We start from the raw sequence: 21233 nt of genomic DNA on the forward strand, positions 1-21233 counted from the left end.
TTTCATTAATTGTAGCGGCGTTATTCATAGTAGCGCTAGTCATAGTGTCGTTAGCGATAGTAAAGATAGGTTGGGCACAGTTTTTGCTTGATAAGTTGTTAGTAACTCACGACAGCGCTATCTCAGCGATGTAACGTGTTGTTTTGTGCTACAAGTGACAGATATCTGACGCAGGGTGAAATATGGTACATGCATTAAATAATAAGTTAACACAATACTCGTGGCCTAAATGGTGTCGGGCCTTGATGTTATTGCCTGTTTTATTGAGTCCTTATTCAATTGCAGAGCAAATTGAAGTGACAGGTACTGCCAAGATTGTGAATGGCAATATAGATAAAGCGCGCGAAGACGCCATTAACCAAGCATTGAATTACGCCAGTCTGAGGGGCGGGGTTAATTTTTCTAGCCAGCAGCAAATTACTCAAGGCTCGCTCACCCAGGATACCTTTTCAATGCAACGAATGGGCGCGGCCAATAATATTGAATTGCTCAGCGAGTTAGTCAGCAATGATATTATGACGGTTATTTTGTCGCTTAATATTGATGATGAAAGTGAAACAGAGCAGTGTCAGGCACAGTCCTTAAAGGCGGCTATTATGTTACCGCAGGCAGATATAGCGGACAGAACACAGCTAAGTTATGGTCATTTATCCGATTTTAATAAAGCATTTACGCTTCAATTTGGTAAAGCCATTAATCAACAATCAAGCGCAAGTTTCGCTAAGGTACACGCTGATGAACGCTTAGATAGCGCCAATGAGCTGGTTAATTTCAAAGGCTATAGCATCCCTAGTTGGCTTGGTGAAATCACCGATAGCCAATATATATTGAAATCTTACATTACTGATATGTCGACAGAGCCTTACACCAGCAGTTTTATGGGCTTTGTTGATGAAGTCCCCTCACGTCAATTTAGCTATGAACTAACCCTATATCATGGCATCAGCGGTGAAGAGGTATGGTCACAAACATTTGCTACCACAGCCCCCTGGGAGTTTGAACGTCAAGAAACCGTAATGCCAAACAGCCAGCGTTTTTGGTCTTCATCCTATGGTCAAGCAATCACAAGCCAGCTGCAATTAAGTGTTATGTCACTTGATAACGCACTCAAGTGTCGCCCGTTGCTAGGGCAAATTATCGCTAGGCAAGGGGATCGAGTTATTATCAATTTAGGCCGCAAAAATGGCGTTAAACTGGGTGATAAATTTCAGTTGGTTTTGCAAAAAAATATTCCAGACCGTCTTAATACCATGCGCGCAGTTGTGACTAAAAACCGCACTGAAATAGTGATAGATCAAGTGAGTGAAGGCACAGCCACCGCGATGATTGAAAACGTTGATGCCGCCGATAACATTCAGGTTCACGATATAGCCATTAAACTCTAAGTGTTTAGGGGTAAATGAGACAAAAGGTGAGCAACTTTTGTCTTATTTAAATCAGTTTAATAATTAAGCAATTAAATCCTAACGATTTTAATCGCCTATAAGCTCTTTTCATCAGGCTGAAAACCAGTATAATCAGTTTCGTCTTCCTATAGCTCAACAGGATAGAGCAGCCGCCTCCTAAGCGGCCGATCGGGGTTCGAGTCCCTGTGGGGAGACCATATAAAAATTCAAGCTGTCCCTTTCTGTCATAATCTCTGCTATTTTCTGCCAAACCAGCCTATTTAAAATTATGTGATAATTTACTAGGTAAATGTGTTGTCGTAATACCTCTCAGTCCAAAACCTTTAATACTTCAAGGTTATAGCGACTGGTCTTTATTGTATTTTAAAGCGCTATTTACATTTCTGATAACGTGACCTGACTTTTATCAGCGTAAAATATCGGCTATGCAGAACATGAAATGGATAATTTTTGAATGGTCTGCTTAACTTGCTATAGCTAAATTAGATTGACCATGTCAAAGTCAGCAGGCGCTCATTATTGGTGACCTGATAAAAAGGACGACAAAGTATGCTAAATGCAGATGATGTATTGATTAGAAATAATGTTAAGTTAATCGGTAAGGGCAGTAAAACGCTGTTTCTTGCTCATGGTTTTGGGTGTGACCAAAACATGTGGCGCTTTTTAATCCCTGAACTGGCAAAGCATTTCAAAATGGTATTATTTGATTATGTTGGTTCGGGTGCTTCTGATATTTCTCAATATAGCAAAAAACGCTATAGCCAACTTGAAGGATATGCTGAAGATATTATTGAAATTTGTGAAGCGTTAAAGCTCACTGATGCTATTTTTGTTGGTCATTCGGTCAGTAGTATTATTGGTGCAATAGCAGCAATTGAGAAACCGGCGTTGTTTTCGAACTTGATCATGGTTTGCCCATCACCGTGTTTTTTAAATCTTCCTCCAGAATACCTAGGTGGCTTTGAAAAAGAAGATCTTGAAGAATTATTGAACCTAATGGATAAAAACTATATTGGTTGGGCTAACTATTTAGCACCATTAGTCATGGGAACCAATAACTCTGATGACCTGATTGGCGAGTTATCTGGCAGTTTTTGTTCTACTGATCCTGTTATTGCCAAAAACTTTGCTGAAGCGACTTTTTTATCTGATTATCGTTATCTTTTAAAAGAGATTAAACAGCCGTCATTAATTTTACAAAGTCAAAATGATGCACTAGCAGCAACCTCAATTGGTGAGTTTATTGCCAGTGAAATAGCCCATAGCCAGCTTAAAGTTATTCCAGCCGATGGCCACTGCCTGCATATGACGCATCCTGATGCTATTATTAAATCGATAATAGAATATGCGAATTAACTACCTTGAAAACACTTAAGTTGGAGGGGGGTACCTCGATGGTTTTCTCTCCGGATAGTTTCCCGTGTGGGGTGCTAGTGACTGACCCTTCAAGAATGATTACCTATGTAAATTCATATTTTACCAGTGAGCTAATGTGGCCGCCCGGTGAACTTATAGGTAAAAGTGCTGATGTTATATTTACTCAATCTTCTCGAATATTTTTTCAAAGTTATTTAATTCCAACACTGTTACATGAAAAGATTTGCGAAGAAATGCAGCTGATTATATTCAATGCCTCTGGAGTGCGTATTCCGATAACGGTGAATGCACGTTTAAGTGAAGATGGCTGTATATATTGGAGTTTTTTCAATGCCTCTAAACGAGATCAGCTCTATGAAGAATTAATCAAAACAAGAAAAACATTAGAAGAACAGGCCGAAAAGTTGATGTTGCTGGCGTCTACAGACGAGTTAACCGGTTTACTCAATCGAAGGGAAATGAAATATCGAAGCACTTTAGCCCTTGAACAAGCTGCAAGGTCTAAGCAATCGGTAGGTTTGTTAGTACTCGATATTGACCATTTTAAAAAAATTAATGACACCTTTGGCCATTTAGAAGGTGACCGAGTGTTGAAGGAGCTAGGCGGGTTATTAAAGGGATTTTGCCGTCAAACAGATTTTGTCTCTCGATTTGGCGGAGAAGAGTTTTTGATCATGTTACCGGATACGAACAAAAGTGATACTGAATTATTTTGCCTGCGGCTACATAAGTTAATTGCTCAAATTAAAGTGGGTGACAATGCATTAACCGTCAGTATAGGGGTGAGTATTAGCGCAAAAGATATATCATTTACAGGTTTATTTACTCAGGCTGATAATGCTATGTATCAAGCTAAAACACTTGGCAGAAATAGAACCGAATTGTATTTGAATGCTTAAGTCTAGTTATAAATCTAATCGCCACGATTAAGGTTTTACTATTAAATATGGATGCTTATTCGGCTTGTATTAAGATTAACATTTACAGCAATATCTACCGCGATCAAGCTGCCTTTTTACGCAGCGACTTATTATCAATTCATTAAATTGCTCCGCCAGACCATAGTCTTCACTGTCGATAAAATTAAGTTAAAATTGACAATCTATTTTATCGAGCAGTATAACCTCTAAATTTATAGCTTATATTAGCGTCTATGTTCGTGGCTCACACCCTTGTTTGGTTAAAGTAATTTGTTATGTCATAATTACTTAGCGTTAAAATTATGCTGTGGTTGTATTGTTATCGTCGGACTATTTTGACACCCGTCTGATAATTTTATAAACAAGACTTGCGAGTTACTGTTTTGAGAAATAGTATCTAGCTAACTTTGATTAATCTTGTAATAGGCTAACTTCAAGTATTTGATTTGTTAGTGACTTTCACTTTAAAGTAATACATCGAGGGCAGTGTCAATGACTGATCTTTTTGCTAAGAATGTTGATATCATCAGCCAGCGTTGGCCGATCCTTGCGTCGGCACTTAAATTTGAATCTATTGATCATTTTGATGCTCAGCTTGTGGAGGGTAATAATCAAACTATTAGTGTTGACGGTATTCAGCTTAGTAGCCGCCATAACCGAATAGCTGAAGCTAAGTTATTGATTAACGAATTGCCTTTAGTTTGCGAGAATGTGACTGTTTACGGTGTTGGGATGGGAGATGTGATGAGTTTGTTGATTGATAACAAACAATTACAATCAATCGAAGTGGTACCACTCAATTTGTCACTGCTAGCATTGCTGTTGAGCTTTACTGACCAAAGTGAGTGGTTAAGCGACCCTCGAGTTAAGGTTGCTTATCAAGCTCATCAGCATAAAATAAACCTGCCAAATATAGCTATCACGGCTGATTTGCTACTCGCTAATAATGAAAATGCCATTTTACGCGATCACTTAGTGCTGGAAAATAATCGTGCTTATGTGAATCGTCAGCATCAACCCGCTAACCCTAAAGTACAGAAGCGTCTGAATGAAAATGCACAGGCGATAGCAAGTGACCCTGACGCATCGACATTAATTCTTCCCCACGGGCAATACAAAGCGGATTTGATTGGTTCAGGCCCCACTTTAGAGAATCATTACGATTATTTACGCGCACAGCGTAAGCTGCCAATTGGCCAGCGATCACTAATGATTGCAGTGGATACTGCACTGAAGGCACTCATTCATGAAAATATTATTCCTGATATTGTGGTGGCAATAGACAATAAAATTACCCCTGCGCATTTTCCTGACACAATTCCGTCGTCGATTACGCTGGTTTATTTCCCCACCTTGTCATCATCAATACACGGGCAATGGCCAGGGCCAAAGTTTATTGCTTATTCCAAAAATCCTATTTATGACAAGCTAGATAAGCAGTATCCGAAGTTAAGACTATTTACCAATGGCAGTGTTATTCATCCTGCGATTGACCTAGCGGTATATCTTAAAATTAAGGAGATAACACTTTTTGGCTGTGATTTTAGCTACCCTGGCAATAAAACACATGCATTTTGGCATGATGGTGCCCTAGGGCCTTCCATAAATAATCAAAATCACCATTGGGTCATTAATGGACATGGCGAACGCGTGGCAACGGATCTGAATTTCAGGGGATATTTACGCAGTTTAGAGCACTATATCAGCGCTAAGCAGCATGTGAGATTTTATCAATCTAGCTTAGATGGAGCACGTATACATGGTGCTCAGTATAAGGATTTATCACTATGACATTATGTAGTCCAAATACCTTAATAGAGAAACTTATTGCCACGGCACATGCTTTAAGACTCGGCCATGAGGCTGAAGGGGCACAGCGCCTGCGGGAATGTTTAAATCACTTAGAACCTATGCTCGCTTTCCTTCCACATTCAAGCCAAATACTCGCGCTTATTCCAAGTATGTTGGCTGCTCAAGAACGTCATGACTGGCTAGGTTTAGCCGATTACTTAGAACACGAACTTCCAGCATTGCTTACAGTCTAGATGCGTTAAAATACGCGTTAATTTGATGTTTTTAAATCAATCACTTTACATACTTTGAGCGGTTGTAATGTAAAGGCAACTGTTCCCCAAGACCAACCTACTCCAAACCCCGACAAGAGTAATTTAGTCGGTTGACGCAGCAATTCATCTTGCAGGCTTAAGCACAACGCTAAGGGTATTGATGCCGAGCTAGTGTTGCCTATGTCCCCCATTGAGATAATCAATTGCTGCTGAGTTATGCCTAATTTGTCACCTAAGCGTTTTAGCATCATTTCATTTGCTTGGTGCATTACGCAGTAGTCTATATCGTCTACTTGCCAGCCTTTATGGGTTAAACAAGCATTAACTGAGGCGGGTATTTCTCTTAGGGTGAATACAAATACCTGCATACCATCCATAAATAATTCTGGTGTGCGATTGGGGGTTCTAGCACCACCATTTGGTTGAATAAGGTAAGGTGCGCCTGCACCGTCTGAGCCTAGTGAAAAGACCATCTCATCGCAGTTATCACGCTTCTCAATAGCGATAGCACTGACTGCGTCACCAAATAATGATGATACGGCTCGGTTACTTTCGCTGTACTGATGACTGGTAGTATCACCTACAATTAATAACGCTTTACCTGTTGGTAGCCCGCTGAGTAATTGCGATGTCTGCCACAATCCATAAATAAAACCTGAGCAACCTAAATTAACATCAAAAGCGATAGTGCCTTTATTTAACCCCAGTTGATGTTGTAGCTGTATCGCATTGCCAGGTAATGGGTAGTCGGGAGTTTGAGTCACAAAAATAATCAGCGATATTTCATCGCGATCCCAAGCTAACTCGCTTAATAACGATTCGCATGCGATTAGCCCTAGATCTAATACCGTCTGTTCAGGTGGTGTTACCCGTCTTGAATGAATACCTGTAGAGGCAACAATTCGTGCTATTTCTTGGCTAGCAACCTCAGAAGACTTATCAATATTTTCACACACTAATTCAGGTAAGACACAGACAATGCCAGCAATTGAAATCTTGTTAACAGTAGTAATGGTCATTTCTTATCCCTGATTTTTTCACTATATAGAAAAGGTTAGTGCAAATTTGACGCAAGCATGACACTTTCAAGCTATATTATTCAATGTTATAGTTAAAACCAACATTATTCGTTTATTTCAACAGGGTTATCTATGAAAGCTGTGATAAAGTCAGTCAAAATTGCAGGTATGCAAGCCGCTGTTCCTCCCCATAGACATTCATATGTTGAAACACCAGATATTTTCACTCAGGAGGAGGCGGATAAAATTTATGCCAGCACAGGCATACATAGTCGCCGAATCCTGCCAAAACATCTATGTGCATCGGACATGTGTATTGCGGCTGCTGAAACCTTATTAAAGCGCCTTAATTGGGCCCCAGAGTCTGTTGATGTATTGATTTATGTCTCGCAGGATTCTGATTATGCACTTCCAGCCACAGCATGTTTAATGCAACACAGACTTGGTTTGTCTCAGGATGCTGCATGTCTTGATGTGAGTTTAGGCTGTTCGGGTTTTGTTTATGCCACCTGGATGGCGAGTCAAATGCTTAATGGCTCTGATGGTCAACGGGCGTTAGTACTATGTGGCGACACTTCTAGTCGTCATCTTTTGCCTGATGATCGCGGTACCCTTCCTCTTTTTGGCGATGCGGGCGTAGCAACAGCATTACAATTTGATGAGAATTGGACTGACTCTTACGCTGTTTTTGGCACCGACGGCACTGGCGGGCAGCATATTGCAGTAAAAGCGGGTGGGCGACGAAACCCCACCATGCCAGAACTTGAAGCCAGAAGCAGTGAAGAAGAACAAAAGCTATATAAAGAGTCTCGACTTTATTTAAATGGCGCTGCGGTATTCTCCTTTACGTTGAAAGTGGTGCCCAAGTTAATCAGAGAGTCGTTGGCTTTAGCTAATATTGAAGCAGACAGTTTAGATATGGTCGTTATGCATCAGGCTAATCAGTTTATTCTTGAACATTTGCGTAAAAAAGCCAAAATTCCACAAGATAAATATCTCATCGACATGGCCGACTTTGGCAACACATCCAGCGCCTCTGTGCCGCTAGCTATTTGCCATAAGTTAGGTGATTTTTTCGAAACTGATACAAAAAAAGTGATGCTAGGCGGTTTTGGTGTTGGTTGGTCCTGGGGAGCCATTATTACCGATATTGGCCCAATACTGGCGCCACAAATTATAGAGATAAGTGATGATTTTGAGCCATTAACCTTGGTGCAATAACTATAATGAATTTAACCAATAAGTTATATGTTGTTACCGGTGCTGCGGCGGATTCAGACATTGGACTCGCTATTTGCAAAAAGCTGGATGAATGTGGCGCAAAGCTCATTTTAGTGGGCCGGCGAGAAGCGGCGCTTATTGACACAAAACGTCAATTAACTCAACAACATCATCAAATAGCCCCTTTTGATTTGAGTCACCTGGAAGATATTCAATCTTGGGTTAAATCGCTTATCAAGCAACATGGTGCAATAGACGGTTTAGTGCATAGCGCCAGCTATCAAGGCTATAGCCCACTAAGAACTATTTCACCTAAACAGATTAGCCAATATTTTGATGTTAATTTTTCAGCTGCTGTGATGTTAACAGCGGCTTTTTCTAAGGCAAAACATTTTAACTCTGGAGCCAGCTTTGTATTTATAGGTTCAGCAGCAGGTCAAAGAGGCCTAAAGGCTAGAACACTATATGCAGCATCGAAGGCGGCACTATCATCCATGGTGCAATCCGCCGCCTTGGAGCTTGCCAGTAAAAAAATTAGAGTTAATTGTGTTGCGCCAGCTGTGGTAAGTGGTGCAAAAGCTGAACTTCAATTTTCGACTTTAGGCGAACAGCAAAGCCAACTACTAATCGATGCCCATCCATTAGGGTTAAGTTCGCCGCAAGATGTGGCTAATAGTGTTTATTTTCTGCTGAGTGGCTTAAGTGCTAATACAACAGGTATTACCTTAGCCGTTGATGGTGGTTTTCTTGCCGGTTAAACCACGGGTCGCATTTTACGGAAATAACTCCCATGGTATAGGCGCTGGACATATTATGCGTCTATATGCGCTTGCACAGGCAGCGCAGGTTTTTTTTGATATCACTTTTATTTATAAAACCTGTAGTTTGCCTTTACTCAATAAACTGCATCAGGCTAATTTCGACACGCAACAAATAGCAGCGCCATTATCGACAGATGAACTTTTACCGCATGCGTTTACCGCCATTATTGTTGATGATTATGAGCTGACAACAGATGAGTGGTTACAACTCAATCAACTTACTATTTTTATCGTTAAGCTAGATGATGCCTTAGACCATCAGCCTATTTTGGCGGACTTTGTCATTAATCCGGCCCCCAATGTCAGCCTTGAAGAGTACCGACAACGAGCGCCTAATGCGACTTTTTGCTTAGGGCCTCAATACACCTATTTACGTAAAGAGTTTGCTGCTCAAGATTATATCCCAATAGCTGAGCGCCCAGATTTGCTCATCGCCTTAGGGGGTACAGACCCAAAATCTTTGGCACTGCCGCTTTCAAGAGCCATTATTGATGCACTACCTGAAGCGCATGTCTGCTTGTTGATTGGTCAAGTTCATCAGCAACAGCGCACTTTAGAGCTGCTGGCTAAACAGCATTCAAACTTCTCGATTATTTGTAACCCTCCATCAGTTGCTCAAATAATGATGCAATCAGGGTTAGCCATATCTGCTGCGGGTGGCACATTGGGGGAGTTAGCAAGCCAAGGTGTCCCTACGTTAGCGTTAGTGACGGTTGATAATCAATTGCCCGCACTTGGCTCTCCGCTGAATAACAGCTGGTATTATGCTATCGATACGCGTGCTTTTGACTGTAACCAAGCTGATACTCAGATTAATAACGATTTATTGAGTAAAATCAAAGTCGATGCTGTAAACCTCTGGCATGATAAATGCTTGAGACAAGACATGAGTGACATTGCTCGTCAACTGATTGACAGCCAAGGCTGTCAACGAATAATTAAACAGTTGATTGTCAGCATACAACAAAAATCGGAACTTTAATGATAGCGATACAAGCCATTCACCCGACCCATTATTATGACCAAGCCACCTTTGAACTTGAGCGCGTAGAAGTGTTTGAGAAAAACTGGATATTTGTTGGCTTTAAAGATCAAGTGGCTAAAAATCATGATTTTATTACCCTTAAAGTGGGTAATACCCCAGTTGTGGTGCAAAATTTTAATGGTCAAGTTAGTGCATTGCTTAATATTTGTAGTCACAGAAGAGCACAGCTTCAAACGCAAACCCAGGGCAATAGACCACTAGTATGTCCTTATCATTGTTGGAGTTATAAAAGCGATGGCGCATTGGCTGGCGTTCCACAAAATCGTACTGATTTTGGTTTAGATGAGGCTGCTAAAAAGGCGTTATCACTGAAAGAGTTTGCTTTAGAAAGTTGCGGAGAATTGCTCTTTGTTCGCGTCGCGAAAGCAGGCCCGTCACTTGAAGATTATCTTGGGCCGTATTATGCCATTTTAAGCCGTATTTCAGCTGAGTTTACCGATCCTGTTCAACAAGGTCATTATCAGTGGAATACCAATTGGAAAATCGCCTGTGAAACGGTACTAGAAGTTTATCATGTCGCCGGTGTCCACCCGGAAACGTTTGCAAAATTTGCCAAAGCAGAATGTGATATTGAGTTTTTTAATGGGCACACAACAGGTAACACTCCGCTACAAGATACTCCCAAAAAATGGTGGGCAGGGGCGAGAAAGCACCTAAAACTTGAGCAAAGCAGCGAGTTTACTGAATATAATCACTTCTTTATTTACCCTAATTTGGCAATTGGATTAACCAATGGCTCATTAATGTCGCTACAAACCTATGATCCGTTAACATCCACCCAATCGCAACTGAACTTTCAGCTACGAATGATAAAAAGACTGGATGGCAGTGCCACAAGTGATGGTGTAAAAGCGGTCATTAAAGCTAACTTTACTGAGTTTAATCATACCATTTTGGAAGAGGACCGATTAGTGGCTGAATCTTGCCAAGCGAATATGCCTGCTGTTGATACACCAGGCATATTGGGTAAATGTGAAGACAGGATCCGACATTTTCATGACGCCTGGCGTAGCGATATTAAACCGCAGTTAAGTTCGGGAGAATAAGTATGTTTGCTTCCACAATTAATATCGATGGCCGAGAAATAGGCCCACTGCATAAACCGTATGTTATTGCAGAATTATCAGGTAACCATAAAGGTAATTTAGATCAAGCCTTGGCGATGATTGATGCCGCAGCGGCAACAGGTGTTGACGCTATCAAAATTCAAACCTATAGCGCTGATACCATAACGCTTAACCATAATGGCCCAGAGTTTAGTATTGAAGGTGGCCTTTGGGCTGGCCGTACGCTATATGATCTTTATCAAGAGGCTCACACCCCATGGGCGTGGCATAAAGCGCTATTTGAACGAGCAAAACAAAATAATATTACGTTATTTTCATCTCCCTTTGACCTTAGCGCAATTGAACTGCTTGAATCCCTTGGTTGCCCTGCTTATAAAATTGCTTCTTTTGAAATTAACGATATCGGATTGATTAGCGCTGCAGCAAAAACCGGCAAGCCAATCATTATGTCAACCGGTCTTGCTACACTGGAAGAGATTCAAGAGGCTGTTGAAGCTGTTGCCTTAGCAGGTGGCACGCAGTTGGCATTACTGCATTGTATTAGCGGTTACCCAACACCGATTGAAGATTGTAATTTACGCACTATTACCGATCTGTGTCAGCGGTTTGATTTTCCTATCGGATTGAGTGATCACACCATTGAAAATACCGCATCTATTACCGCGGTAGCGCTTGGTGCAAGTGTTATTGAGAAGCATTTTACACTCGATAAAAGTGATGGTTCAGTCGATGCGGCATTTTCATTAGAGCCTGATGAATTTGTTCAATTAAAACAACAAGCGGATAAAGTGCACAGTGCACTGGGCGTTGCTGGCTATGAAGTAAAACCCAGTGAAGCAGGTGGAAGAGATTTCAGGCGTTCCTTGTATATTGCGCAGGCGATTAAACAAGGCCAGAAGTTTACCGCTGACAATGTGCGATCAGTGAGACCCGCTCACGGGCTACACACGCGCTATTTACCTCAAATAATTGGCCAAATCGCTACCCAAGATATCGCCTTTGGCGAGCCGATGAAAGAAGCTTATCTGTCTTTTCCTTTACTTAAAAAGGAGAAATAAATGCGCGTCATTTGCATTACGCAAGCTCGCATGGGATCGAGTCGATTGCCTGGCAAAGTGTTAGCGCCAATAAATGGCCGCCCTATGTTGGAATATCACATTGGCAGAGTTAAGCAGTCAACACTGGTTGATATTCATATTATCGCCACCACTACTGAGTCGACAGATCAATCCATTGTTGACTATTGTGAAGCCAATCAGCAGCCATATTTTTGTGGTGACGAACATGATGTACTCGATCGCTTCTATCACGCAGCATTAATGGCAGAGGCAACCGATGAGGATATTATTATCCGTCTCACGGGGGATTGCCCGCTTATTTGCCCCAGCCTTATTGATGAGGCAGTGAAACAACATCGTCAAGGGGACATATCACAGTACACACACATTAGCCTCGCGTATTTCCCCAGGGGGTTTGATGTGGAAGTATTTAGCATGGCAAGCCTGTCAAACGCCTATAAAGAGGCGACGACTCAGCCACAACGAGAACATGTGACCCTTTACCTTTACAGCAAACCCGATGCACATATTGTACCGATAGAAACCGGACAATTAGCCTGGGGGCAGTTTAGGCTTTGCGTTGATGAACAAGATGACCTTCATCTTGTTCAACAACTAATTGAACATTTAGGCAATGACTGGCTTGAGGCGAGTCCTGACAAAATTTGCACTTTGCTGCTTAATAATCCGCAGCTTGCAAAGATAAATGCCCATGTGGCACAACGCACAGCACATTAACATAAACAAATACCTATTTTTGCCGATACACTATTAGCGGCACTGTAAATAAAAAACACGATAAATTAGAGGTGAATAAGATGAACAGACAAGAATTTTTAAACAACTTAGAAGAGATATTAGAACTTGATGACAACACCTTAAAAGGTGATGAAGTATTGATGGAGCTTGAGCAGTGGGATTCATTAGCTTTTCTGAGCGTGATTGCGATGGCTGATGAGAATTTTGACATCATCATTCAAGGTGACAAATTAGAAGAGATCAACACAGTAGCGGATCTTATTGCACTGGTTGAAGAACATTTAACTGCATAATTAACTAGTCGGTACCGAGATGATCTTTAATCCTATGGATTTCAGCGGTAAACGAGTATTGATTACTGGCGCATCGGCAGGCATTGGCCGCGCATGCGCCGTGTTACTCGCTAAATTGGGCGCAACCTTGATACTCAATGGTCGCGACCAAGTCGCTCTTGAAAAGACAGCATCAAGCCTTGAAGGTAGTGGTCATGTTTGTGCGCCATTTGATATGGCTGATACCGATAAACTCTCTGACTGGGTAAAGTCATTAGTTAAAGAATACGGTTATATTGATGGGTTTGTTCATTGTGCGGGCATTCAAATAACCAAACCTATACGGGTATTTGACCAAGCATTTTTTAATGAAACTATGCATGTCAATTTAGCTAGCGCTATGGCTATAGCTAAAGGTTTCAGGCTCAAGCGTGATCGCTCTAAGCAAGGTGCGATTGTTTTTGTGTCCTCAATTGCGGGGCTTATAGGCCAAACAGGTAATACTGTTTATGGCGCAAGCAAAGCTGGTTTAATGTCGCTAACTCGAGGGTTATCGATGGAGTTGCTGCGGGATAATATTAGGGTTAATTGTGTTGCTCCTGCACTCGTTGAAACACAGATGGCACAACGCACCCAAGACAGTATGACCGAAGCACAATATCAGCATATGCTTAACCAACACCCTATGGGATTAGGGCAGCCAGAAGATGTGGCCAATGCGGTAGCCTTTTTACTTAGCGACGCTGCTAAGTGGATAAACGCTGTCACACTGCCAGTTGAAGGCGGCTATTTAGCAAATTAAGAAGTAGATAATGGCGTTAAATTTTAAACGTGTAGATGTCAGTGATGCAGAGTTATTGCTCAAGTGGCGTACCGATCCAGAGATCACTAAACACATGTTCAGTGATCTTGAAGATCCATCATTAGACAAACAAAAAAACTGGATACGGTCACTTGAAAAAAATGACAACTATCGTGGTTATATGATCCAAGATGATGGTGTTTCAATTGGCTTTTTGTGTTTTACCGATATAGATAGACAACACCAACGCTGCAGTACAGGTTCTTATATTTATGAGCGTCAAGCGAGACTCAAATATGGTGTAACAATGCATACTTATATTTGTAACTATGTTTTTTACCAGCTAAAGCTCAACAAAATTGTAAACTATGTACTTGATGCAAATGAAAAAGTGGTCAAGCTACAGACATTGCATAAAACGCGTTTAGTCGGTCACCTAAAGCAACATATTTGTAAAAATGGCCAGCTACTGGATGTGCACATTTTTGAGCAGCTAAAAGAAGATTGGCTAACCCAAAAGCAACATTTTAGCTTAGATAAAATATCAGCCGCTTTTAATGATTGGAATAATATATGAGTAACTTAGCCGATATCATCCTCAATGAGACCCGTCAAATTATTGAAAATAAGGCCGAGGTTTGTCCTGAAATAACTGTCGAGTCAGAGTTTTTAGTCGACTTACCAATGGACTCTTTGGACTTAGCAACATTGATTGTGACTTTAGAATTAACAACCGGAATTGATCCCTTTCGTGATGGATTTAAGACGTTTCACAGCATTGCCGAACTGATAGCGCTTTATGAAGGTGCAGCAGTTTAATGTTTGTTATCGATGAGCAATTCTTATTAATTGAGCCGGGCTTACAGTGCTGTGGAATTGATTTTACTCCCAGTGCTGACTGTAAAAGCAAAACGTTCATCGAGCTTAATGGCGCTGCTGACAACGCAACTAGCCCGCTGGTGTCGAAAATGATCCAGGCGATGGTTGATGCACAACAAGCTGATATTCCAGTTATTTTTAATCGAACTAATCAAGATATTGATGACAGCAATCTTCCAACAGGTTTCGCTATTGGACTATTAACATCGGGTACGACCGGGCAACCTAAGTTGGTTTTTCATCGGCTAAACAAATTGATGCCTAAAAACGCTAACAATACCGAGAAAGTGGCTAGCAGATGGCTACTTTGTTATCACCCAATGAGCTTTGCTGGTTTACAAGTCATTTTGCAGGCTATTGTTAGTAAAGATACGTTGATTGCCGATGTTGATGCCAATCTTCAACACAAAGCCGAGCTTGCGATAAAGCATAGTGTTAATGCCATTAGTGCGACTCCTTCAATGATGCGGGCGTTATTAATGGGCTGGCATACAAAATCACCACCATTGGCCGTTATTACTCTGGGCGGAGAAATAGCAGACCAGCACACCTTAGATGCTATCAAGTTACAATGTCCTAGGGCTAAGGTGCGTCATATCTACGCAACCACTGAAGCTGGTGTCATATTTTCAGTTAAAGATGGATTAGCGGGCTTTCCTCGAACTTGGCTAAAACAAAAGTTTAATGGCTGGCAATTAACCGCTACGCATGCATTACAACTAAACAGGCGTAACGAGTCTATCGACACCGGTGACTGTATTACACTAACTGGTGACAGAGTATTATTTACCGGTCGAGAAGATAGTTTAGTGAATGTAGGTGGTGTTAAGGTTAATCTTGAAACCTTAGAGCAAAAAATTATTGCATTGGTTGGAATAACTGACGCAAGAGTCTACGCCAAAGCTAACCCTATTACAGGGGCACTTATCTGTGTTGAGTTATGTGCTGATGATCAACAGATTGCTAAAGAAGCACTTAAAGAACTTGCTGAACAATTAGAACCAGCGGCACGCCCCAGAATTATCACCTTTAGTGAGCAAATTAGTCTTTCTGCGACGGGTAAAAAACAGAGGTTGATTCAATGAAACACATTATGGTCACAGGCGGTAGTCGTGGACTGGGTTTAGGCACAGTTATTCACTTACTTAATCAAGGTTATAAGGTCTCTACCTGTAGTCGCAATAAAACGGCGGCGATCGACGAACTAGTAAATAACAACGAGCATGTTAAGTGGTTTCAATGTGAAGTCGGTAATGCAGAACAAACCGCTACATTTGTAAAATCTGCCTGTGAATGGGCAGAAGTACCACTTTGGGGGCTCATCAATAATGCCGGTATTGCAAAAGAGGGGGTGTTAGCCACCTTTCCTAATGTAGAATCTGATGCGTTATTGCAAGTGAATTTAAACGGTGCTTTATACTTTGCCCGTGAAGTGCTTAGGGTATTCTTAAGGCAGAATAGTGCGGGGCGAATTATCAATATAAGCTCAATCATTGGTAGTCGAGGTTATACTGGTCTTGCTGCCTATTCTGCATCAAAGGCGGGGTTAGATGGTTTAACCCGTGCACTTGCTAGAGAGAATGGCCGCCGAAATATTACCGTTAATTCGATTGCTCCTGGTTATCTCGACACTGAGATGTCGTCGACACTTTCAGATAAAAAACGCGACCAAATTATCCGCCGTACACCTATGCATCGTTTAGGCACTGTTGCAGATATAACCCCTGCAATCAGTTTCTTGTTATCCGATGACGCGGCATTTATTACTGGGCAGACGCTGACGATTGACGGCGGTATTACCAACTAGGACTTCACCTATGGCTATAGCTTCATGTCAGCTTTGTAACCGTCAGCAATGGCAAACATTTTCAGATATTTCATTTGGGATATGGGAGGAAAGTAGCACAATACTTTTCCGTCAAAACTCAGTTTATCCTCTATCAAAATGTAAACATTGTGGACACGTTCAGATTAGTCATGAATATACACCAGCTTTATTTGAAAAGTTGTATTTTCACTCTACCCAAGAAGCCGTCATGTGGCATGAAACTCTAGTGGGTGATAATAGTCCATACGAAGAGATGATAGACTTTGCATTAAATGATTCGACACCTAAGACTGTCGTCGATTTTGGTTGTGGCGAAGGAAAACTATTAGCTGCTGCCAATAAACGACTGCCAGACAGTACACTAGTCGGTATCGATTTTAATGACCGTTTTTCTGAAGATAATATTCACTATCTCTCGTTCGATTTAAATAATCTCGCTCAGTTGCCAAACCAACATTGGCCAGAGGGTATTGATTTAGCGATGGCTTCGCATGTATTAGAGCATGTAATTAATCCAGTTAACTTCTTACAGCATATCAAACAACAACTGAGCCCAAATGGGGCAGTGTTTATTGAAGTCCCTGACTTTTCGCAACACCATACCGTTCAATCCATTGGTATGAGTAATTTAGTTAATTTACAACATATTCATTACTATACGGCAGACTCTATAACTTTTGCAGCCAAACGGGCTGGATTTAAAGTGGTCAAAATTAGTCGTATAACAACAGGCTATATACCCAGATTACAGGTATTACTAACCCCAGATGAAATAGTCCAATCTCATCCATCATCTTCTTTATTTGATGCCGCGAATGTGATCAAACATTATCAAGCACAATGTCGTCAACTACGGGCTAATCTAGCCGATGCATTGCGTGAGAGTATAAGCCGAGATGGTAAGGTTGGTATTTGGGGGGTAGGGGCTGATTTTTATAATCTGATGACTGAGCACGCTGATATAAATGACTTGATTAAGCAAGGCAATATTGTGCTGTTTGATTACGCACTAAAAGACAGAATACTCCAGCAGCAACCCATCTTATGCAGTAGTCAAATTCCTTCGGCCAACTATACCGTTTTTATGAGCCCTCAACTTGCAGAAACAAGGATAAAGATGCGATCACTTAGCCAAGATTGGCATAATGTTGTAGACCCTTTTTATACCGGGAATGATTAAGATGAGCACGATAGTTGCGACGCAAACATCATGTAAAGTATGCGGTCACACCGCATGGCAAAATATAGATACACTGACTTCCGGTATTTGGGATAAGCTGGCTAAAGAACTCAAAAGACAAGTGCTCCGTTTCCCTATTGGACAGTGCCAGCATTGCAGCCATGTTCAAGTAACCATCCCTTATACTGACGCAATATTTGGTGCACTTTATTTTTCCAATACGTTAGAGCCTGATATGTGGTGTGATACTCCTGAAGGAGAGAAGTCTCCCTATGAGGAGATGTCAGCGTTTTTCGCATCCTATATAAAAATGGGCGCGCATATTGTTGACTTTGGCGCGGGTGGTGGTGCGACGCTGAAGCATATTGATAGTCAATTTAAAGAGTTTTCAATCAAGCTTTCTAGCGTAGATTTTCACGACCACATACAATCGAATAAAGTCGAACATATTACTGCTAACTTAAATCAACTGGATACAATCCTGCCTCATTTTGCTAAATATCCAATCAACATCGCAATCAGCACACATGTTCTTGAGCACATAGTCGAACCTGTGCGTTATTTAACGCAAATGAGCGAATGTTTAGTTGAGGACGGTATTATTTTCATCGAAGTGCCAGATTGCAGTCCAGATGCCTTTACAGATAACTTGGGAGTGACCAATATAGTTCATGGCCAACATATTCATTATTACACTAAAGACTCTCTCAAGTTGATTGCTGAAAAAGCGGGTCTGAAAATTATCAATCAACAGCAGCTAACCGCAGGTAATATTCCCAGATTATTGTTGCTATTAAAAAAAGTGACCACGGCGCAAATAAGTCACCATAGCGCTATAAAACACTCGGCTAAGCTTGCTGTTGAACAGCGTTTTTCTCAATATAATAGTTACTTGAGTGCTCTATTTAATCGGATCCAGCAGGAGCCAACGCAGCAAGAAAAAGTCGGGTTATGGGGTATCGGTGGAGATTTTTATTTATTAATACAATCGTATCCTTCAATACTCAAGGCAATAGAGAATCAACAAATAATGCTTTATGATTATGAGCTTGCAGGTCACACCTTTGCGGGACAAGAGATTTTATCTAGCACTGCATTAGAACTGGTGGCTAATACTGTCTATATTGTGCCAATTTATGCGCCGACTAGAGAAAGAATGACAAAACTGTCTCAAAATTGGCACGCTCAAATCATCGATCCTTATTCAGATTTTGAATGAACGTGGCAACAATAAAATTCTGCTCACTTGCCGTTACTTCTGGGTAAGAGAAATAATGGTTATTTGATAAGGCTTAAAATGTCAGTAAGATTACTGACAATAAAATCCTGTTCACTTTCTGTTAACTCTGTGTAAAGAGGCAACGTTAAACAGTGACTATAATAAGCTTCCGCTCCAGGGCAATGACCAGGCAAGAAGCCTTTTTGTAGATAAAAAGGCTGAAGATAAACAGGGAAATAATGTACGTGAACGCAAATCCCAGCTAAGCGCATTAGGTTGAAGACAGACTTACGGTCGATATTTGCAGGCAAGCGCACAATAAACAGATGATAGGCGCTGTGACAGTGATTAAGAGGTTGAATAAATTTAATATCTAACTTGTTAAGTAGTAACTCATAACGTTTAGCCAATTGATTACGTTTATCAACAAACTCACTCAAGCGTGTAATTTGACTATTACCTAATCCTGCTTGTAAATCTGTCATCCGATAATTAAACCCAAGATTATGTTGCTCATAGTACCAATCACCTTCATCAGGTCTTAGCATCTCATCTGCGGATTTAGTTATGCCATGACTGCGGTACGATTGCATTGCTTGAGAAAGTTGCAGACAATTTGTGGTCGCAACGCCTCCTTCGGCTGTGGTGATGATTTTAACGGGATGAAAACTGAAAACGGTAATATCACTAAATTGACAACTACCAATAGGCATATCAGCATAGTGTCCACCAATAGCATGCGCGGCATCTTCAATGATTTTTATACCATAAGGCTTTACTAGCTTAGATACGGCCTGCATATCACAACTATGGCCAGCCATGTGCACAGGAATAATAACCTTGGGTAATATTCCTAACCTAGCGGCCTCAAGAAGTTTTTTCTCTAATGCAACGGGGCACATATTGGCTGTTGAGGGATCCACATCAACAAAATCGACGTCCGCGCCGCAATAGAGCGCACAATTGGCCGAGGCGACAAAAGTGATAGGGCTTGTCCAAACAATATCTCCCTTACCAACCCCTAATGCTAGACAGGCTGCGTGCAGCATCGATGTTGCGCTATTTCCTGCCACGGCAAAATTGGCCTGAGTTTCGCGACAAATATTAGCTTCAAATAGAGGTACTTGAGGGCCTTGGGTTAAATAATCACTATTTAAGACGCTAATGACAGCTTCGATATCTGCTGCATTTATATCTTGTCGTCCGTAGGGGATCATTAAACACTCTCCTCATCCAAATTTTTTATTTCAGCGGTAGATAAAAAATGGTGGTTATTACCAGAGTGATATTCAAACCCCGGTTTAACTAGGGAGCCATTTTCGCCGAGTTGATTAATTGAGTAATCATGCTCACGGTCGAAGAAGGAAATACTTGGCGTTATCACGAAGTGATCATCAAATTCGATGGTGTGATGTGAATCATCAGCAGGGCACATAATTTCATGCATTTTCTCACCTGGGCGAATACCAACAATATCATGCTTAAGACCTGGGCCGTAAGCTTCAGCTAAATCAGTAATATGCACCGATGGTATTTTAGGTACGAAGATTTCTCCGCCTTGCATACGCTGGAAATTCTTTAGTACAAAATCAACCCCATCTTGTAGGGTGATCCAAAAACGTGTCATATCTGGGTGAGTTATCGGTAGTGATGTTGCGCCATTTCGGATTAATTGCTGAAAAAAGGGCACAACCGAACCGCGCGAGCCAACCACATTACCGTATCTAACCGCTGAAAATCGTGTTTCGCCTTCACCAACAATATTATTACCGGCGACAAACAATTTATCGGAAACTAACTTGGTCGCACCGTAAAGGTTTATCGGATTAGCAGCTTTATCGGTAGAAAGCGCAATGACTCGCTTCACCTTGTTAGCAATAGCCGCTTTAATGACATTTTCGGCGCCATGAATATTGGTTTTAATGCATTCCATCGGGTTATATTCAGCTGCAGGTACATGCTTGATCGCCGCGGCATGAATGACATAATCCACATCCTTAAAGGCCTGCATCATGCGATCGCCATCACGGACGTCGCCAAGAAAGTATCGCATACAGGGGGCATTATAGACCTGCTGCATCTCATACTGTTTGAGTTCATCGCGCGATAAAATAATCAACCTCTTAGGCTTGTATCGCTCTAAAATTGTCTTAGTATATTTCTGACCAAATGAGCCCGTACCACCTGTTATTAGAATCGATTTATTATCAAACATGTACTCTCCAAATTGTTGTCTTCGTCGCCCAGCTTTCTTTTTATGTCGATATTAAGCTGGCAAAAGACAACTTTTTCTT

At 41.3% G+C, this 21233-nt stretch carries 22 protein-coding genes and 1 tRNA gene; 20 read left to right on the top strand and 3 right to left on the bottom strand.

The features are described from left to right. Positions 1–245: 245 nt before the first annotated feature. From ACRWP9_RS08225 to ACRWP9_RS08250, 6 genes are all read left to right on the top strand, one after another. Entirely contained in the window at positions 246–1385 is a 1140-nt protein-coding gene (locus ACRWP9_RS08225; protein ID WP_434928691.1) for a flagellar assembly protein FlgT, read from the top strand. Positions 1386–1527: 142 nt separating this feature from the next. Next, positions 1528–1603: transfer RNA gene (locus tag ACRWP9_RS08230), tRNA-Arg, on the top strand. A gap of 352 nt (positions 1604–1955) precedes the next feature. After that, positions 1956–2762, top strand: coding sequence for an alpha/beta fold hydrolase (locus ACRWP9_RS08235; RefSeq protein WP_434928692.1), 807 nt, complete (start codon positions 1956–1958; stop codon positions 2760–2762). A gap of 38 nt (positions 2763–2800) precedes the next feature. Next, on the top strand, positions 2801–3682 hold the full coding sequence (locus ACRWP9_RS08240) for a sensor domain-containing diguanylate cyclase (protein ID WP_434928693.1): 882 nt from the start codon (positions 2801–2803) through the stop codon (positions 3680–3682). Between the two features lie 513 nt (positions 3683–4195). Further along, the gene (locus ACRWP9_RS08245; protein WP_434928694.1) at positions 4196–5494 is read left to right on the top strand and encodes a motility associated factor glycosyltransferase family protein; all 1299 of its coding nucleotides are present in this window, start codon (positions 4196–4198) and stop codon (positions 5492–5494) included. Next, positions 5491–5748 (top strand): hypothetical protein, encoded by a 258-nt coding sequence (locus ACRWP9_RS08250; protein WP_434928695.1) that lies wholly within the window; start codon positions 5491–5493, stop codon positions 5746–5748. The genes ACRWP9_RS08245 and ACRWP9_RS08250 overlap by 4 nt, the downstream gene beginning before the upstream one ends. Positions 5749–5765: 17 nt before the next feature. On the opposite strand, the gene ACRWP9_RS08255 is transcribed toward ACRWP9_RS08250, so the two are convergent. After that, entirely contained in the window at positions 5766–6788 is a 1023-nt protein-coding gene (locus tag ACRWP9_RS08255; RefSeq protein ID WP_434928696.1) for a ketoacyl-ACP synthase III, read from the bottom strand. Between the two features lie 132 nt (positions 6789–6920). Here ACRWP9_RS08255 and ACRWP9_RS08260 point away from each other — a divergent pair, with 132 nt between their 5' ends. The 14 genes from ACRWP9_RS08260 to ACRWP9_RS08325 all read left to right on the top strand — a co-directional run bounded on the left by ACRWP9_RS08260 (position 6921) and on the right by ACRWP9_RS08325 (position 18939). Continuing rightward, positions 6921–8009 (top strand): 3-oxoacyl-ACP synthase III family protein, encoded by a 1089-nt coding sequence (locus ACRWP9_RS08260; RefSeq protein ID WP_434928697.1) that lies wholly within the window; start codon positions 6921–6923, stop codon positions 8007–8009. Positions 8010–8014: 5 nt separating this feature from the next. Beyond that, complete coding sequence (locus ACRWP9_RS08265) at positions 8015–8767, top strand: SDR family NAD(P)-dependent oxidoreductase (RefSeq protein WP_434928698.1); 753 nt, start codon at positions 8015–8017, stop codon at positions 8765–8767. Then, entirely contained in the window at positions 8757–9812 is a 1056-nt protein-coding gene (locus ACRWP9_RS08270; protein WP_434928699.1) for a PseG/SpsG family protein, read from the top strand. Before ACRWP9_RS08265 ends, ACRWP9_RS08270 begins: the two co-directional genes overlap by 11 nt. Then, positions 9812–10921: an aromatic ring-hydroxylating oxygenase subunit alpha gene (locus ACRWP9_RS08275; RefSeq protein ID WP_434928700.1), complete on the top strand. Its 1110-nt coding sequence runs from the start codon at positions 9812–9814 to the stop codon at positions 10919–10921. Before ACRWP9_RS08270 ends, ACRWP9_RS08275 begins: the two co-directional genes overlap by 1 nt. A 2-nt stretch (positions 10922–10923) precedes the next feature. After that, complete coding sequence (pseI, locus tag ACRWP9_RS08280; RefSeq protein ID WP_434928701.1) at positions 10924–12000, top strand: pseudaminic acid synthase; 1077 nt, start codon at positions 10924–10926, stop codon at positions 11998–12000. Further along, positions 12001–12738 carry a cytidylyltransferase domain-containing protein gene (locus tag ACRWP9_RS08285; protein WP_434928702.1) on the top strand — a complete coding sequence of 246 codons (738 nt, stop codon included), beginning with the start codon at positions 12001–12003 and terminating at the stop codon, positions 12736–12738. Between the two features lie 80 nt (positions 12739–12818). Continuing rightward, entirely contained in the window at positions 12819–13052 is a 234-nt protein-coding gene (locus ACRWP9_RS08290) for an acyl carrier protein (protein ID WP_226410496.1), read from the top strand. Between the two features lie 19 nt (positions 13053–13071). Further along, positions 13072–13833, top strand: coding sequence for an SDR family NAD(P)-dependent oxidoreductase (locus ACRWP9_RS08295; protein ID WP_434928703.1), 762 nt, complete (start codon positions 13072–13074; stop codon positions 13831–13833). 10 nt (positions 13834–13843) lie between these two features. Continuing rightward, positions 13844–14410, top strand: a complete 567-nt coding sequence (gene pseH, locus ACRWP9_RS08300) for a UDP-4-amino-4,6-dideoxy-N-acetyl-beta-L-altrosamine N-acetyltransferase (protein WP_434928704.1) — start codon at positions 13844–13846, stop codon at positions 14408–14410. After that, the gene (locus tag ACRWP9_RS08305; RefSeq protein WP_188923647.1) at positions 14407–14652 is read left to right on the top strand and encodes a phosphopantetheine-binding protein; all 246 of its coding nucleotides are present in this window, start codon (positions 14407–14409) and stop codon (positions 14650–14652) included. Before pseH ends, ACRWP9_RS08305 begins: the two co-directional genes overlap by 4 nt. Next, positions 14652–15797 (top strand): AMP-binding protein, encoded by a 1146-nt coding sequence (locus ACRWP9_RS08310; RefSeq protein ID WP_434928705.1) that lies wholly within the window; start codon positions 14652–14654, stop codon positions 15795–15797. Before ACRWP9_RS08305 ends, ACRWP9_RS08310 begins: the two co-directional genes overlap by 1 nt. Beyond that, the gene (locus ACRWP9_RS08315) at positions 15794–16519 is read left to right on the top strand and encodes an SDR family NAD(P)-dependent oxidoreductase (protein ID WP_434928706.1); all 726 of its coding nucleotides are present in this window, start codon (positions 15794–15796) and stop codon (positions 16517–16519) included. Before ACRWP9_RS08310 ends, ACRWP9_RS08315 begins: the two co-directional genes overlap by 4 nt. A 10-nt stretch (positions 16520–16529) precedes the next feature. Beyond that, positions 16530–17720 carry a class I SAM-dependent methyltransferase gene (locus tag ACRWP9_RS08320; RefSeq protein ID WP_434928707.1) on the top strand — a complete coding sequence of 397 codons (1191 nt, stop codon included), beginning with the start codon at positions 16530–16532 and terminating at the stop codon, positions 17718–17720. Between the two features lies 1 nt (position 17721). Then, entirely contained in the window at positions 17722–18939 is a 1218-nt protein-coding gene (locus tag ACRWP9_RS08325) for a class I SAM-dependent methyltransferase (RefSeq protein ID WP_434928708.1), read from the top strand. A gap of 59 nt (positions 18940–18998) precedes the next feature. Here ACRWP9_RS08325 and pseC read toward each other — a convergent pair whose 3' ends face one another. Beyond that, on the bottom strand, positions 18999–20156 hold the full coding sequence (gene pseC, locus ACRWP9_RS08330) for a UDP-4-amino-4,6-dideoxy-N-acetyl-beta-L-altrosamine transaminase (RefSeq protein WP_434928709.1): 1158 nt from the start codon (positions 20154–20156) through the stop codon (positions 18999–19001). Then, the gene (gene pseB, locus ACRWP9_RS08335; protein ID WP_226410488.1) at positions 20156–21154 is read right to left on the bottom strand and encodes a UDP-N-acetylglucosamine 4,6-dehydratase (inverting); all 999 of its coding nucleotides are present in this window, start codon (positions 21152–21154) and stop codon (positions 20156–20158) included. Before pseB ends, pseC begins: the two co-directional genes overlap by 1 nt. Between the last annotated feature and the right edge of the window lie 79 nt (positions 21155–21233).

Origin of the sequence: Shewanella sp. HL-SH2, assembly GCF_051164935.1 — a bacterium.
Taxonomy (GTDB): Bacteria; Pseudomonadota; Gammaproteobacteria; order Enterobacterales; family Shewanellaceae; genus Shewanella; species Shewanella glacialimarina.

Excerpts from the sequence above, each read along its gene's own strand:
- ACRWP9_RS08295 (WP_434928703.1), top strand. The coding sequence starts at position 13,072 with ATGATCTTTAATCCTATGGATTTCAGCGGTAAACGAGTATTGATTACT.
- ACRWP9_RS08285 (WP_434928702.1), top strand. The coding sequence starts at position 12,001 with ATGCGCGTCATTTGCATTACGCAAGCTCGCATGGGATCGAGTCGATTG.
- ACRWP9_RS08325 (WP_434928708.1), top strand. The coding sequence starts at position 17,722 with ATGAGCACGATAGTTGCGACGCAAACATCATGTAAAGTATGCGGTCAC.
- pseB (WP_226410488.1), bottom strand. The coding sequence starts at position 21,154 with ATGTTTGATAATAAATCGATTCTAATAACAGGTGGTACGGGCTCATTT.
- ACRWP9_RS08315 (WP_434928706.1), top strand. The coding sequence starts at position 15,794 with ATGAAACACATTATGGTCACAGGCGGTAGTCGTGGACTGGGTTTAGGC.
- ACRWP9_RS08275 (WP_434928700.1), top strand. The coding sequence starts at position 9,812 with ATGATAGCGATACAAGCCATTCACCCGACCCATTATTATGACCAAGCC.
- ACRWP9_RS08290 (WP_226410496.1), top strand. The coding sequence starts at position 12,819 with ATGAACAGACAAGAATTTTTAAACAACTTAGAAGAGATATTAGAACTT.
- ACRWP9_RS08255 (WP_434928696.1), bottom strand. The coding sequence starts at position 6,788 with ATGACCATTACTACTGTTAACAAGATTTCAATTGCTGGCATTGTCTGT.
- ACRWP9_RS08265 (WP_434928698.1), top strand. The coding sequence starts at position 8,015 with ATGAATTTAACCAATAAGTTATATGTTGTTACCGGTGCTGCGGCGGAT.
- ACRWP9_RS08235 (WP_434928692.1), top strand. The coding sequence starts at position 1,956 with ATGCTAAATGCAGATGATGTATTGATTAGAAATAATGTTAAGTTAATC.
- ACRWP9_RS08260 (WP_434928697.1), top strand. The coding sequence starts at position 6,921 with ATGAAAGCTGTGATAAAGTCAGTCAAAATTGCAGGTATGCAAGCCGCT.
- ACRWP9_RS08320 (WP_434928707.1), top strand. The coding sequence starts at position 16,530 with ATGGCTATAGCTTCATGTCAGCTTTGTAACCGTCAGCAATGGCAAACA.
- ACRWP9_RS08250 (WP_434928695.1), top strand. The coding sequence starts at position 5,491 with ATGACATTATGTAGTCCAAATACCTTAATAGAGAAACTTATTGCCACG.
- ACRWP9_RS08245 (WP_434928694.1), top strand. The coding sequence starts at position 4,196 with ATGACTGATCTTTTTGCTAAGAATGTTGATATCATCAGCCAGCGTTGG.
- pseC (WP_434928709.1), bottom strand. The coding sequence starts at position 20,156 with ATGATCCCCTACGGACGACAAGATATAAATGCAGCAGATATCGAAGCT.
- ACRWP9_RS08310 (WP_434928705.1), top strand. The coding sequence starts at position 14,652 with ATGTTTGTTATCGATGAGCAATTCTTATTAATTGAGCCGGGCTTACAG.
- ACRWP9_RS08240 (WP_434928693.1), top strand. The coding sequence starts at position 2,801 with ATGGTTTTCTCTCCGGATAGTTTCCCGTGTGGGGTGCTAGTGACTGAC.
- ACRWP9_RS08305 (WP_188923647.1), top strand. The coding sequence starts at position 14,407 with ATGAGTAACTTAGCCGATATCATCCTCAATGAGACCCGTCAAATTATT.
- pseI (WP_434928701.1), top strand. The coding sequence starts at position 10,924 with ATGTTTGCTTCCACAATTAATATCGATGGCCGAGAAATAGGCCCACTG.
- pseH (WP_434928704.1), top strand. The coding sequence starts at position 13,844 with ATGGCGTTAAATTTTAAACGTGTAGATGTCAGTGATGCAGAGTTATTG.
- ACRWP9_RS08225 (WP_434928691.1), top strand. The coding sequence starts at position 246 with ATGTTATTGCCTGTTTTATTGAGTCCTTATTCAATTGCAGAGCAAATT.